At 55.4% G+C, this 12,988-nt stretch carries 14 protein-coding genes; 11 read left to right on the top strand and 3 right to left on the bottom strand.

What is annotated here, in order from left to right; genetic code table 11:
- Positions 1-17 precede the first annotated feature (17 nt).
- The 7 genes from lepA to acpS all read left to right on the top strand — a co-directional run bounded on the left by lepA (position 18) and on the right by acpS (position 6,531).
- Positions 18-1,823, top strand: coding sequence for a translation elongation factor 4 (gene lepA / locus AC4OVS_RS05965; protein WP_022649041.1), 1,806 nt, complete (start codon positions 18-20; stop codon positions 1,821-1,823).
- Between the two features lie 15 nt (positions 1,824-1,838).
- Positions 1,839-2,813 (top strand): signal peptidase I, encoded by a 975-nt coding sequence (gene lepB, locus AC4OVS_RS05970; RefSeq protein ID WP_022649040.1) that lies wholly within the window; start codon positions 1,839-1,841, stop codon positions 2,811-2,813.
- A 223-nt stretch (positions 2,814-3,036) separates the two neighbouring features.
- The gene (gene rnc, locus AC4OVS_RS05975) at positions 3,037-3,717 is read left to right on the top strand and encodes a ribonuclease III (RefSeq protein ID WP_023300736.1); all 681 of its coding nucleotides are present in this window, start codon (positions 3,037-3,039) and stop codon (positions 3,715-3,717) included.
- Positions 3,714-4,619: a GTPase Era gene (gene era / locus AC4OVS_RS05980; RefSeq protein ID WP_022649038.1), complete on the top strand. Its 906-nt coding sequence runs from the start codon at positions 3,714-3,716 to the stop codon at positions 4,617-4,619. The genes rnc and era overlap by 4 nt, the downstream gene beginning before the upstream one ends.
- Before the next feature lie 17 nt (positions 4,620-4,636).
- A complete protein-coding gene (gene recO, locus AC4OVS_RS05985; RefSeq protein WP_015572142.1) occupies positions 4,637-5,344 on the top strand; it encodes a DNA repair protein RecO in 708 nt (235 codons plus the stop codon).
- Positions 5,345-5,419: 75 nt separating this feature from the next.
- Positions 5,420-6,151: a pyridoxine 5'-phosphate synthase gene (gene pdxJ, locus AC4OVS_RS05990; protein WP_015572143.1), complete on the top strand. Its 732-nt coding sequence runs from the start codon at positions 5,420-5,422 to the stop codon at positions 6,149-6,151.
- Positions 6,151-6,531, top strand: coding sequence for a holo-ACP synthase (gene acpS / locus AC4OVS_RS05995; RefSeq protein ID WP_015572144.1), 381 nt, complete (start codon positions 6,151-6,153; stop codon positions 6,529-6,531). Before pdxJ ends, acpS begins: the two co-directional genes overlap by 1 nt.
- On the opposite strand, the gene AC4OVS_RS06000 is transcribed toward acpS, so the two are convergent.
- Both AC4OVS_RS06000 and AC4OVS_RS06005 read right to left on the bottom strand, forming a co-directional pair.
- Positions 6,528-6,788 (bottom strand): YfhL family 4Fe-4S dicluster ferredoxin, encoded by a 261-nt coding sequence (locus AC4OVS_RS06000; RefSeq protein ID WP_023300734.1) that lies wholly within the window; start codon positions 6,786-6,788, stop codon positions 6,528-6,530. The genes acpS and AC4OVS_RS06000 overlap by 4 nt on opposite strands.
- Before the next feature lie 56 nt (positions 6,789-6,844).
- Positions 6,845-7,693: a MurR/RpiR family transcriptional regulator gene (locus AC4OVS_RS06005; protein ID WP_023300733.1), complete on the bottom strand. Its 849-nt coding sequence runs from the start codon at positions 7,691-7,693 to the stop codon at positions 6,845-6,847.
- 118 nt (positions 7,694-7,811) lie between these two features.
- On the opposite strand from AC4OVS_RS06005, the gene murQ reads away from it, so the two are divergent.
- The 4 genes from murQ to tadA are packed head-to-tail and all read left to right on the top strand — an operon-like array spanning position 7,812 to position 11,285.
- The gene (gene murQ / locus AC4OVS_RS06010; protein ID WP_023306721.1) at positions 7,812-8,708 is read left to right on the top strand and encodes an N-acetylmuramic acid 6-phosphate etherase; all 897 of its coding nucleotides are present in this window, start codon (positions 7,812-7,814) and stop codon (positions 8,706-8,708) included.
- A gap of 9 nt (positions 8,709-8,717) precedes the next feature.
- Positions 8,718-10,082 (top strand): PTS transporter subunit EIIC, encoded by a 1,365-nt coding sequence (locus AC4OVS_RS06015; protein ID WP_491922256.1) that lies wholly within the window; start codon positions 8,718-8,720, stop codon positions 10,080-10,082.
- Between the two features lie 3 nt (positions 10,083-10,085).
- Positions 10,086-10,721, top strand: coding sequence for a phosphatidylglycerophosphatase C (gene yfhb, locus AC4OVS_RS06020; protein ID WP_022649033.1), 636 nt, complete (start codon positions 10,086-10,088; stop codon positions 10,719-10,721).
- A 24-nt stretch (positions 10,722-10,745) separates the two neighbouring features.
- Positions 10,746-11,285 carry a tRNA adenosine(34) deaminase TadA gene (gene tadA / locus AC4OVS_RS06025; protein ID WP_022649032.1) on the top strand — a complete coding sequence of 180 codons (540 nt, stop codon included), beginning with the start codon at positions 10,746-10,748 and terminating at the stop codon, positions 11,283-11,285.
- Here tadA and mltF read toward each other — a convergent pair.
- Positions 11,173-12,723, bottom strand: coding sequence for a membrane-bound lytic murein transglycosylase MltF (mltF, locus tag AC4OVS_RS06030; RefSeq protein WP_023306718.1), 1,551 nt, complete (start codon positions 12,721-12,723; stop codon positions 11,173-11,175). The two genes, tadA and mltF, sit on opposite strands and share 113 nt — an antisense overlap.
- Positions 12,724-12,988 lie beyond the last annotated feature (265 nt).

Here is a 12,988-nt window from a genome sequence, read left to right on the forward strand (position 1 = left end):
CATAATTATTTAACTATATGAAGAACATACGTAACTTTTCGATCATTGCTCACATTGACCACGGTAAGTCGACGCTGTCTGACCGTATTATCCAGATTTGCGGTGGCCTGTCTGATCGTGAAATGGCAGCCCAGGTTCTGGACTCCATGGACCTGGAACGCGAACGCGGTATTACCATTAAAGCCCAGAGCGTGACGCTCGACTATAAGGCTTCCGATGGTGAAACCTACCAGCTGAACTTTATCGACACCCCAGGGCACGTTGACTTCTCTTATGAAGTGTCACGCTCGCTGGCGGCCTGCGAAGGCGCGCTGCTGGTGGTGGATGCCGGGCAGGGCGTAGAGGCCCAGACGCTGGCAAACTGCTATACCGCCATGGAAATGGATCTCGAAGTGGTGCCGGTTCTGAATAAAATCGACCTGCCAGCCGCCGATCCTGAGCGCGTAGCGGAAGAAATTGAAGACATCGTCGGTATCGATGCGACCGATGCAGTGCGCTGCTCGGCAAAAACCGGCGTAGGTGTTCCGGATGTACTGGAACGTCTGGTGCGTGACATTCCGCCGCCGGAAGGTGACCCGGATGCGCCGCTCCAGGCGCTGATCATCGACTCCTGGTTTGATAACTACCTGGGCGTTGTCTCGCTGGTGCGTATTAAAAACGGCACCATGCGTAAAGGCGACAAAATCAAGGTCATGAGCACCGGGCAGGTCTACAACGCTGACCGCCTCGGCATCTTCACGCCAAAACAGGTTGACCGTACCGAACTGAAATGCGGCGAAGTGGGTTGGCTGGTCTGTGCAATTAAAGACATCCTCGGCGCGCCAGTGGGCGATACCCTGACCGGCGCACGTAACCCGGCAGATAAAGCGCTGCCAGGCTTCAAAAAGGTGAAACCGCAGGTTTATGCGGGTCTGTTCCCGGTCAGCTCCGACGATTACGAAAACTTCCGCGATGCGCTCGGAAAGCTGAGCCTCAACGATGCTTCCCTGTTCTATGAGCCAGAAAGCTCAACGGCGCTGGGCTTCGGCTTCCGCTGTGGCTTCCTCGGTCTGCTGCACATGGAGATCATTCAGGAACGTCTGGAGCGTGAATACGATCTGGATCTGATCACCACCGCCCCGACGGTTGTCTACGAAGTAGAAACCACGTCGAAAGAGGTGATCTACGTCGACAGCCCTTCCAAGCTCCCGCCGCTGAATAATATTCAGGAATTGCGCGAGCCTATCGCAGAGTGTCACATGCTGCTGCCGCAGGAGTTCCTCGGCAACGTGATCACCCTGTGTATTGAGAAGCGTGGCGTGCAGACCAACATGGTGTACCACGGTAACCAGGTGGCGCTGACCTATGAAATTCCGATGGCGGAAGTGGTGCTCGACTTCTTCGACCGTCTGAAGTCTACCTCCCGTGGCTATGCGTCACTGGACTACAACTTCAAACGCTTCCAGGCCTCGAACATGGTTCGCGTGGACGTGCTGATCAACGGCGAGCGAGTTGATGCCCTGGCGCTGATCACCCACAACGATAACGCACCGTACCGTGGTCGTGAGCTGGTTGAGAAGATGAAAGAGCTGATCCCGCGTCAGCAGTTTGACATTGCGATTCAGGCGGCCATTGGTAACCACATCATTGCCCGTTCAACCGTGAAGCAGCTGCGTAAAAACGTTCTGGCTAAGTGCTACGGCGGCGACGTCAGCCGTAAGAAAAAGCTGTTGCAGAAGCAGAAAGAAGGTAAGAAGCGTATGAAGCAGGTCGGTAACGTTGAGCTGCCGCAGGAAGCATTCCTTGCCATCCTTCATGTTGGTAAAGACGGAAACGGTAAATAACCTTAAGGAGTTGGCATGGCGAACATGTTTGCCCTGATCCTGGTCATCGCTACCCTGGTAACAGGTCTGTTATGGTGCCTGGATAAGTTTATCTTCGCCCCAAAACGCCGTGAACGTCAGGCTGCCGCGCAGGCAGCCACGGGCGATACGCTGGACGCGAAAACCCTGAAAAAAGTCGGCCCAAAACCGGGCTGGCTGGAAACAGGGGCATCGGTCTTCCCGGTGCTGGCGATTGTGCTGGTGGTGCGTTCATTTATCTATGAACCGTTCCAGATCCCGTCAGGATCGATGATGCCAACGCTGCTGATCGGTGATTTCATTCTGGTTGAGAAGTTTGCCTATGGCATCAAAGATCCGATTTACCAGAAAACGCTGATCGAAACGGGTCATCCGAAACGTGGCGACATCGTGGTGTTTAAATATCCGGAAGATCCACGGCTGGATTATATTAAACGCGCGGTAGGTCTGCCGGGCGATAAAGTAACCTACGATCCGATAGCGAAGGAAGTGAGGATTCAGCCAGGCTGTAGCTCTGGAACTGCATGTGAAAATGCGCTGCCAGTCACTTACTCCAACGTTGAGCCAGGTGATTTTGTGCAGACCTTCGCCCGCCGTAATGGCGGTGAAGCGACCAGCGGATTCTTCCAGGTGCCAAAAGGTGAAACCAAAGAGAACGGTATTCGTCTGGTTGAACGCAAAGAGACGCTGGGCGATGTCACTCACCGCATTCTGACCGTGCCAATCGCACAGGACCAGCTAGCAATGTACTACCAGCAGCCAGGCCAGCAGCTGGCGACCTGGATTGTGCCGCCGGGACACTACTTCATGATGGGTGACAACCGCGATAACTCCGCGGACAGCCGTTACTGGGGCTTTGTGCCGGAAGCGAATCTGGTCGGTAAAGCAACCGCTATCTGGATGAGTTTCGAGAAGCAGGAAGGCGAGTGGCCGACCGGCGTTCGCCTGAATCGTATTGGCGGAATTCATTAATTTTCGTCAAAAATAACACGTAGCGGCTTTTATTCGCCGCTACGTGAATTATTTCAGCGATAAATCTCTTTGAACTAACGACATCCCCTGTCGTTGCGTATAGAATATTCCCCCGAAGTTTAAGGTTGGCCCTGCAAGGGTGCCACGGCACACGAAACCGCGTTGGTTTTCTCAGGTCGGTTTCGTGTGCTGCATTTTTGACGCATTCATTTATTGGTATCGCATGAACCCCATCGTAATTAATCGGCTTCAACGGAAGCTGGGCTACACTTTTCATCATCAGGAGTTGTTGCAACAGGCATTAACCCATCGCAGTGCCAGCAGCAAACATAATGAGCGTCTCGAGTTTTTAGGCGACTCTATTTTAAGTTTCGTGATTGCAAATGCGCTTTATCATCGTTTTCCGCGTGTGGACGAAGGTGATATGAGCCGCATGCGTGCCACGCTGGTGCGCGGCAACACCCTCGCTGAAATCGCACGCGAGTTTGAGCTGGGTGAGTGTCTGCGTCTGGGGCCGGGTGAGCTGAAAAGTGGTGGGTTCCGTCGTGAATCCATTCTTGCCGATACGGTCGAGGCTTTAATCGGTGGCGTGTTCCTGGACAGCGATATCCAGACCGTAGAAAAGATGATCCTGAACTGGTATCAGACCCGTCTGGACGAAATCAGCCCGGGCGATAAACAAAAAGATCCGAAAACGCGTCTGCAAGAATATTTGCAGGGTCGTCACCTCCCGCTGCCATCCTATCTGGTGGTGCAGGTACGTGGCGAAGCGCACGATCAGGAATTTACCATCCATTGCCAGGTCAGTGGCCTGAGTGAACCGGTGGTCGGCACGGGTTCAAGCCGTCGTAAGGCTGAACAGGCTGCCGCCGAACAGGCGTTAAAAATGCTGGAGCTGGAATGAGCGAAGAAAAAACGTATTGCGGATTTATTGCCATCGTCGGACGTCCGAACGTTGGCAAATCCACCCTGTTGAATAATCTGCTTGGACAGAAGATTTCCATTACCTCACGTAAGGCGCAGACCACGCGTCACCGCATCGTCGGTATCCATACTGAAGGCGCGTATCAGGCGATCTACGTCGATACCCCGGGCCTGCACATGGAAGAGAAGCGTGCCATCAACCGTCTGATGAACAAGGCGGCGAGCAGCTCCATTGGCGATGTAGAGCTGGTGATTTTCGTTGTGGAAGGCACCCGCTGGACGCCGGACGACGAAATGGTCCTGAACAAGCTGCGTGACGGCAAAACGCCGGTGATCCTCGCGGTCAATAAAGTGGACAACGTGCAGGAAAAAGCCGATCTGCTGCCGCATCTGCAATGGCTGGGCAGCCAGATGAACTTCCTGGACATCGTCCCGCTGTCTGCGGAAACGGGTCTGAACGTCGATACCATCGCGGGCATCGTGCGTAAACATCTGCCGGAAGCGACTCATCACTTCCCGGAAGACTACATCACCGATCGCTCTCAGCGTTTTATGGCGTCTGAAATCATCCGTGAGAAGCTGATGCGTTTCCTGGGCGCTGAACTGCCGTACTCTGTGACGGTGGAGATCGAGCGTTTCCAGAGCAACGAGCGTGGCGGCTACGATATTAACGGTCTGATCCTCGTTGAGCGAGAAGGGCAGAAGAAGATGGTGATCGGCAATAAAGGTGCCAAGATCAAAACTATCGGAATCGAAGCCCGTAAAGACATGATGGACATGTTTGAAGCACCGGTTCACCTGGAACTGTGGGTGAAAGTGAAATCTGGCTGGGCCGATGATGAGCGTGCGCTGCGCAGCCTCGGTTACGGCGAAGATCAGTAACCTAAGACGACGAGCATATGGATGGATGGCAGCGCGCCTTTGTCCTGCATAGTCGTCCCTGGAGCGAAACCAGCCTGATGCTGGACGTCTTCACGGAAGAGTCCGGTCGCGTGCGCCTTGTTGCCAAAGGCGCACGTTCCAGACGTTCTAATCTGAAAGGTGCCTTGCAGCCTTTCACCCCGCTGCTGGTCCGCTTTGGCGGGCGAGGGGAAGTCAAAACCCTGCGCAGTGCTGAAGCCGTCTCCCTGGCGCTTCCTCTTTCTGGTATCACGCTCTACAGCGGTTTGTATGTCAACGAACTCATTTCACGGGTTCTTGAACATGAGACCCGCTTCTCTGAACTTTTCTTTGATTACCTGCACTGTATTCAGGCACTTGCTGGCGCAACCGGCACCCCTGAGCCTGTGCTGCGTCGTTTCGAACTGGCGCTGCTCGGGCACCTTGGTTACGGCGTTGATTTTCTGCACTGTGCGGGGAGCGGGGACGAGGTAGAAGACACTATGACCTACCGCTATCGTGAGGAAAAGGGCTTTATTGCCAGTGTCGTCGTCGATAACAGCACTTTTACCGGGCGCCAGCTCAGAGCACTGTATGAACGCGAGTTCCCGGACGCCGACACCCTGCGTGCGGCAAAACGCTTTACCCGAATCGCGCTCAAGCCGTATCTTGGGGGCAAACCTTTAAAGAGCCGCGAATTATTCAGGCAGTTTATGCCGAAACGCTAATGTTTTACCCCTCACCCCAGCCCTCTCCCGGAGGGAGAGGGAGAAGGTAAATGACCAAAAATACCGAGGATTGTCATGGCTGAATTACTGTTAGGCGTCAATATCGATCACATCGCCACGTTACGTAATGCACGCGGTACCGCGTATCCCGATCCGGTTCAGGCGGCATTTATCGCTGAGCAGGCTGGCGCCGACGGCATTACCGTCCACTTGCGTGAAGATCGTCGCCACATCACTGACCGCGACGTGCGCATCCTGCGTCAGACGCTGGATACCCGCATGAACCTGGAGATGGCGGTGACAGAAGAGATGCTGGCGATTGCCTGCGAGACCAAACCGCATTTCTGCTGCCTGGTGCCGGAAAAGCGTCAGGAAGTGACCACCGAAGGCGGTCTCGATGTGGCCGGGCAGCTCGACAAAATGCGCGATGCCTGCAAACGCCTGGCGGATGCCGGTATCCTGGTATCTTTATTTATCGACGCCGATTTCACCCAGATTAAAGCCGCTGCCGACGTGGGTGCGCCGTATATTGAAATTCACACCGGCTGCTATGCCGATGCCGAAAACGACGCAGCGCAGGCGAAAGAGCTGGAGCGAATCGCCAAAGCGGCAACCTACGCCGCGAGCCTGGGACTGAAGGTGAACGCCGGACACGGCCTGACCTATCACAACGTAAAAGCCATTGCTGCCCTGCCGGAAATGCATGAGCTGAACATTGGCCACGCCATTATTGGTCGTGCGGTGATGAGTGGCCTGAAAGAGGCGGTGTCCGAGATGAAGCGCCTGATGCTGGAAGCGCGTCAGTAATGGCTATTCTGGGCTTAGGCACCGACATCGTCGAAATAGCCCGCATTGAAGCGGTGATCGCCCGCAGCGGCGATCGCCTCGCAAGACGCGTGCTGAGCGATAACGAATGGGCTATCTGGGAGGCGCATCAACAGCCGGTGCGCTTTCTGGCAAAGCGCTTCGCGGTAAAAGAGGCGGCGGCGAAAGCGTTCGGCACGGGCATTCGTAACGGCCTGGCGTTCAACCAGTTTGAAGTGTTTAACGATGAGCTGGGTAAGCCACGTCTGCGTTTATGGGGCGAGGCGCTTAAGCTGGCGGAAAAGCTGGGCGTGGCGCACATGCACGTAACGCTTGCAGATGAACGCCACTATGCCTGTGCGACGGTGATTATTGAGAGTTAAATTTTGTCCGCATGGTGCATCAGGACAAACTTATCCCACAACTGTTCTTCATTCTCGACGTGTGCCGGATCTTTTAAGATCGTATTGGGAATTGGGCACACCTTCTGGCAGGTCGGCGTTTCATAGTGGCCGATGCATTCGGTGCAGCGGTCGCTGTTAATCTCATAAATGCTGTCGCCCATCGAAATCGCCTGGTTCGGGCATTCGGGTTCGCACATATCGCAGTTGATGCATTTTTTGGTGATTAACAGCGCCATCAGGAAATTCTCAGAAACATCACAAACAGGGCGGGCATTATACGCTCATTCGTTGTTCAAACCAGTTTTTTTACCAGCTCTTCGCTGTGCCGAATACGTTCTGGCGCACGCTCCAGATCCTGCTGAACCAGCGCCATAAACAGCAGGTCCGTCAGCATCATCTGCGCACTCGTCGACGAAATCGCCGCGCTGCGAGTGGCCTGTTCCTCGGCAATGGTATACAGGCAGCGGGTTGCCCGTTGCTGGAGCGCATTCGGGCTAAATCCGGTAATCGCCAGAATTTTTCCCCCTACGCGCAGGGCTTCGTCGGTGGCCATATTAATTTCACGTCGCTCGCCGGAATAGGAGATGGCCAGCAGTAAATCGTCAGGATCCATGGCCTGCACGGTCGCCAGCAGCGCGTGCATATCCTGTTCAACGATGGCGTTATAGCCGATTTTTGTCAGCTTCCAGCCAAAGTTACGCGCAACCAGTCCGGAGGCGCCGATCCCGGTCAACACAATACGCCGCGCGTCGCGAAGCATGGCTACGCTTTCCAGCAGCTTCTCTTCTGTGTTCACATCCAGCGTGGCATGCATTGCCGCCACGTTCTCCTTGATCAGCTTTTCGCCCACCAGACGCATCGGATCGTCGCCACGGATCTGGTTATGCACCGGCATTGACTGCGGATTCGGGTTGCTCACCAGTGCTTCACTGATCGCCAGCTTTAGCGCCGGAAAGCCCTTATAGCCTATTTTCTGGGCGAATTTCACCACGCTCGACTGGCTTACCCCGGCTTCGCCTGCCAGCTGCTGGGAGCTGAGGTGTCGCGCGCGATCGGGCTGAGAAAGTAAAAAATCCGCCAGCTTTTTATCACTCTGGGCAAACCCTGCGTAGCGCTGACGAATACGAATTAAACAGTTCATACGGTCTCCTGGCGAAAATGTGATTACCCGCGCAAATACGAATTTTGCTCGCCTGAATGAATTTTATATTCCATTATAGTGCGTTTATTATGAATTAAAAATTCCAGAGGTAAATAACATGAATCTTGGCTCTCTTGTTTCTGAAACGCGTAACCCGCAAACCATGGATCTTGATGCACTGTCCACGCTGGAGCTGGTAAACCGCTTTAATCAACAGGATACCCTCGTCGCGCTGGCAGTCAAAGAGACATTGCCTGAGGTAGCAAAAGCCGTAGACGCCGCTGCCGACGCTCTCAAAGCAGGAGGACGCATTATTTATATGGGAGCGGGAACCAGCGGGCGCCTCGGGGTGCTGGATGCCTCAGAATGTCCGCCGACTTTTGGCGTTCCGCACGGGCTGGTCGTTGGCCTGATTGCCGGTGGCCCCGGCGCGCTGCTGAAAGCGGTAGAAGGGGCAGAAGACAATAAACAGCTTGGGGAAGACGATCTCAGGGCGCTAAACCTGACCGCGCAGGATCTGGTGGTCGGGCTGGCGGCTTCTGGTCGTACGCCGTACGTCATTGGTGGACTGGAATATGCCAGACAGACCGGGTGCACCACAGTGGCCATCTCCTGTAACCCGGGCTCGCCGATTGCGCAGGTGGCCGCCATTGCCATCTCTCCGGTCGTCGGGCCGGAAGCGCTCACCGGCTCCACACGGCTGAAGTCGGGTACCGCGCAGAAGCTGGTGCTCAATATGATCTCCACCGGCGCGATGGTGAAATTTGGCAAGGTCTACCAAAACCTGATGGTGGATATGCAGGCCACTAACATCAAGCTGGTGGACAGAGCGTGTCGCATGGTGATGGAAGCGACAGGCGCCAGTCGTGAAGAGGCGGAAAAGGTGCTTCAGCAGACCGATCACGATGTAAAACCCGCCATTCTGATGATATTAACCGGGCTGGATGCAGCCGCGGCCAGAGCCAGACTCGAAGCCCATCACGGGTTTTTACGGGCGGCATTAGAACACCAATAAGAGGCGTGTATGGACAAAACAGCAGCGCTCGCCAGCGACATCCTGCTCGGGATCGGTGGGGAAAAAAATATTCAGCGTCTTGAGAACTGTATGACGCGTGTTCGCGTCGAGGTGCATAACGACGAACAGCTTGATTTGACGCGCCTTAAGCAGCTTCCCGGCGTGAGCGGGTACGTTAAGCAGGGGCAACAGCACCAGTTGATTGTCGGTCCGGGCAAAGCGGCGCAGGTGGTAGATGCCATGCGCGCCCTGATGACGGGCGGTGAAACGGCTCCCGCCTTTGACGATGCGGAACGCACCAAAGCGCAGGCGAAAGCCAAATACAAAGCCCCTATGAGCGATGCGCTGCGCCAACTGGCTAACGTCTTTATTCCGCTGATCCCGGCGTTTATCGCGTCGGGGCTGATCACCGGGATTATCAATATTCTTAAGCGTCCGGATATTGTCGGGGATTTTGCCACGCAGTATCCGAACCTGCTGGGTATTCTGGCGATTTTCGGCAGCGCGGTGTTTGCCATCATGAACATTCTGGTGGGGGTGAACACGGCCAAAGTGTTTGGCGGCTCGCTGGCGATGGGCGGCGTTATGGCGGGTATCCTCTCCAGCCCGCAGCTGGCGCAGATTACGCTGTTTGGCGAGGCGCTTCAGCCTGGCCGCGGCGGGGTGATTGCCGTGCTGCTGGTGGTCATTCTGATGTGCTGGATCGAGAAAAAGCTGCGCGCGGTGCTGCCAGGCTCGATTGAGCTGATCCTCAACCCGCTGCTGACCACATTGATTACCGGGAGCGTGGCGATTGTGGCGCTGCAACCGTTAGGCGGCGCCATCTCTGAAGCCATCGCCCACGGCGCGTCTCTGGCTATCGATCGCGGTGGGTTATTGGTGGGGGCTGTGCTGTCCGGAACCTTCCTGCCGTTAGTGCTGACCGGTCTGCATCAGGGGCTAGTGCCGATTCACGTCGAACTGGTACAGGCGCACGGCTATAACGCCCTGCTGCCGATCCTGTCGATGGCGGGCGTTGGGCAGGTCGGCGCGGCCATCGCGGTGCTGATGAAAACCCGCAACGCACGTCTGAAAAAGGTCATTAAAGGGGCGTTGCCGGTCGGGTTGCTCGGTATCGGCGAGCCGCTGATTTTCGGCGTTACGCTGCCGCTGGGCAAGCCGTTCCTGGCCGCCTGTCTCGGTGGCGCGGTGGGCGGGGCGTTGATTAGCTACTGGAAAGTGGCGACCGTTATCACCTTCGGGATTTCCGGTTTACCGCTGGCATTAACCATCGTGACCGGAAAAGTGATGCTCTATCTGTTAGGCTATCTGGTAGCGGTGATCGCCGGGTTCCTGTTTACCGGGCTATTAGGATTCAACGACCCAGAGGAGTAAGGTTTGGCAAATCATGAGCGTCGCGTTGTCTTTTTTGATCTGGATGGAACGCTGCATCAGCAGGATATGTTCGGCACCTTTATGCGCTATCTGCTGCGGCGCCAGCCCCTTAACGCGTTGCTGGTATTGCCCCTTTTACCCGTTATTGGCATCGCGCTACTGGTGAAAGGCCGTTCAGCGCGCTGGCCGATGAGCCTGCTGCTCTGGGGATGCACGTTTGGTCATAGCGAAGCGCGTCTTAAGCAGCTTGAACAGGATTTTGCCCACTGGTTTCGCGGCCACGTCGCCGCGTTTCCCGTGGTCCAGGCGCGCCTGACCAGCTATCTCGACGCCAACGATGCCGATATCTGGCTGATTACCGGCTCCCCGCAGACGCTGGTGGAGCAGGTCTATTATGATACGCCCTGGCTGCCGCGCGTAAACCTTATCGCCACGCAGATCGCGCGCGGCTACGGCGGCTGGGTGCTCACCCTGCGTTGCCTCGGACATGAAAAAGTGGTGCAGTTGGAGAAACGCATCGGTACGCCGCTGCGTCTGTACAGCGGCTACAGCGACAGCAAGCAGGACAACCCGCTGCTCTATTTTTGCCAGCACCGCTGGCGCGTCACGCCTCTGGGCGAACTTCAGCAACTCGAATAGTCTTATCTGTACCGGCTGTGTATAATGCCGCCCGCTTTTCGACTGGAGTATCAGCCCTTGTCCAACCCTGAACACAATCATGAATACTGGATGCGCCACGCGCTGGCGCTGGCTCAGCGCGCCTGGGAAGAGGGCGAAGTTCCCGTGGGCGCGGTGCTGGTCCATAACAATCAGGTAATTGGTGAAGGGTGGAACCGTCCGATTGGCCGTCACGATCCTACCGCGCATGCTGAAATTATGGCGCTGCGTCAGGGCGGGCTGGTGCTGCAAAACTATCGTCTGCTTGATACCACCCTGTACGTCACCCTTGAACCGTGCGTGATGTGCTCCGGGGCGATGGTGCATAGCCGAATCGGTACGCTGGTGTTTGGCGCGCGGGATGAAAAAACGGGCGCTGCTGGTTCACTGATGGACGTGCTTGGGCATCCGGGGATGAACCACCAGGTGAAAACTATCGGCGGGGTACTTGCACCAGAATGTTCGGGTCTGTTAAGTGACTTTTTTCGAATGCGTCGGCAGCAGAAAAAGCAACAAAAGGCAGAATTGAAACCGCAGGATGATTAAGCTCGTCCGGTGCGACCACCGGATAGCTTTCAGCCAGCTGTTGCGCCTCGGCCGCCTCTTTTTCTTTCTCCAGCAGATATCCCACCAGGCTAATCTGATACTTACGAATATTTTCCACGTAGGCATACGCTTCATGCCCGCGCGCATAGCCGTACGTCAGCTTCTGGTACCACTGTTTCTGGCTAAGCAGCGGCAGGCGCTGTTTTACATCTGACCAGCTGTCCGGGTTACCTTTGGTTTTTGCCGTCAGCGTCCGCGCGTCGAGCATATGGGCATAACCCATGTTATAGGCGGCCAGCGCAAACCAGATCCGCTCCCCTTCAGGGACCGTCTCCGGCACTTTCGCCATCATATCCTGTAAATATTGCGCGCCGCCGCTGATGCTCTGTTCCGCATCGGTTCGATCGCTAATGCCGAGGCTCTGCGCGGTATTTTTGGTCAGCATCATCAACCCGCGCACGCCCGTGGGGGAGGTGGCCTGAGCATCCCAGTGCGATTCCTGGTAGGAAATTGCCGCCAGTAACTTCCAGTCAATCTCCTGAGCGTACTTCTCGAACAGCGGTTGCAGGTCCGGCAGCACGCTATCCACCGCGCGCAGGAAGGAGCGGGTGTCAACGTAATCAAAATCGTCACCGTGACCGAGATATTTCTCTTCCAGACGCGCCAGGGTGCCGTCTTCATTGATGGAATTAAAGAAATCGAGCATAGCCGCAGAGACGGTTTGATCGTCGTCTAACTGGGTAAACCAGGTTACCGGCTGTTCATCGGTCACATCCAGCGCCACGGCGATTTCAGGATGAACGCGCTGGAAAAGGCTGATCGCCACCGAATCAGCAATGGTATAGGCCAGCTTTTTATCTTTTACCTGCTCCAGCAATTCGGTAGTGCCGAGTTTAGGATCGACCGTCCAGCTGAGGTTCGGGTATTTGTTCTCTTTCAACGCCCGCAGATCGTCAATCACCACATGGCCTGGCGCGATGGTCAATTGCTGGTCGGTAATGTCGGCCAGTGAGCGCGGGCGCAAGCTACCCACACGATAAACCACCTGCTGCGACACAGAGTAATAAGTCGGGCCCGGCTGATAATTTTTGCTGCGTTCGCTATTGTACACCAGACCTGCGGCGAGAATATCGGCACGGTCATGGTCTAAATCATCAAACAGCTGGTTGATGTTCTGCCGCACGGTGACTTTCAGCTTCACGCCCAGATAGTCCGCAAACAGCTGTGCCAGTTCGTAATCAAGACCAATGGTTTTACCGTTGATATCGTCGTATATAAGCGGAGAGGAGAGGGTACTGACGCGCAACTCCCCCCGCTCCTGAATGGCGGCGATACGGTTTTCGGCTTTGCCGAACCAGGGGATAGACGGCCAGAGGGCCACTGCCAGCAGCAACGTAACAATGCCGATGAGCAGATAATTAATCTTTAATTTTTTCAATTAGTTAATTCTCTGCGACGCCGGTTGCCTCAGTGTGCTGTAGTCATGTTAAGAGTAGAGTTTGCCATTGATTGAGCGGCATTTTGCGCAAAGTAGCGCCAGTTGGCAACCAATTAGAGAGACAGGTCACATCTATTGTTAAACAAAAAGGATGATTTTATTTCGACGCAAACGGTTTCGTCGGCGCTCAGGATTCTCTATAATGACGCCCGTTTTCCCCCCTTGCGCACACTGTAAGCGCCCCGGCGCTTCGAAGACGAGAGAC

This window comes from Enterobacter sp. 4974935 (assembly GCF_058661735.1).

Bases quoted from the DNA above. Each gene is read 5' to 3' on its own strand.
- AC4OVS_RS06000 (WP_023300734.1), bottom strand. From the start codon at position 6,788: ATGGCGCTGTTAATCACCAAAAAATGCATCAACTGCGATATGTGCGAA.
- rnc (WP_023300736.1), top strand. From the start codon at position 3,037: ATGAACCCCATCGTAATTAATCGGCTTCAACGGAAGCTGGGCTACACT.
- murQ (WP_023306721.1), top strand. From the start codon at position 7,812: ATGAATCTTGGCTCTCTTGTTTCTGAAACGCGTAACCCGCAAACCATG.
- recO (WP_015572142.1), top strand. From the start codon at position 4,637: ATGGATGGATGGCAGCGCGCCTTTGTCCTGCATAGTCGTCCCTGGAGC.
- acpS (WP_015572144.1), top strand. From the start codon at position 6,151: ATGGCTATTCTGGGCTTAGGCACCGACATCGTCGAAATAGCCCGCATT.
- tadA (WP_022649032.1), top strand. From the start codon at position 10,746: ATGCCGCCCGCTTTTCGACTGGAGTATCAGCCCTTGTCCAACCCTGAA.
- AC4OVS_RS06015 (WP_491922256.1), top strand. From the start codon at position 8,718: ATGGACAAAACAGCAGCGCTCGCCAGCGACATCCTGCTCGGGATCGGT.
- pdxJ (WP_015572143.1), top strand. From the start codon at position 5,420: ATGGCTGAATTACTGTTAGGCGTCAATATCGATCACATCGCCACGTTA.
- lepA (WP_022649041.1), top strand. From the start codon at position 18: ATGAAGAACATACGTAACTTTTCGATCATTGCTCACATTGACCACGGT.
- lepB (WP_022649040.1), top strand. From the start codon at position 1,839: ATGGCGAACATGTTTGCCCTGATCCTGGTCATCGCTACCCTGGTAACA.
- AC4OVS_RS06005 (WP_023300733.1), bottom strand. From the start codon at position 7,693: ATGAACTGTTTAATTCGTATTCGTCAGCGCTACGCAGGGTTTGCCCAG.
- era (WP_022649038.1), top strand. From the start codon at position 3,714: ATGAGCGAAGAAAAAACGTATTGCGGATTTATTGCCATCGTCGGACGT.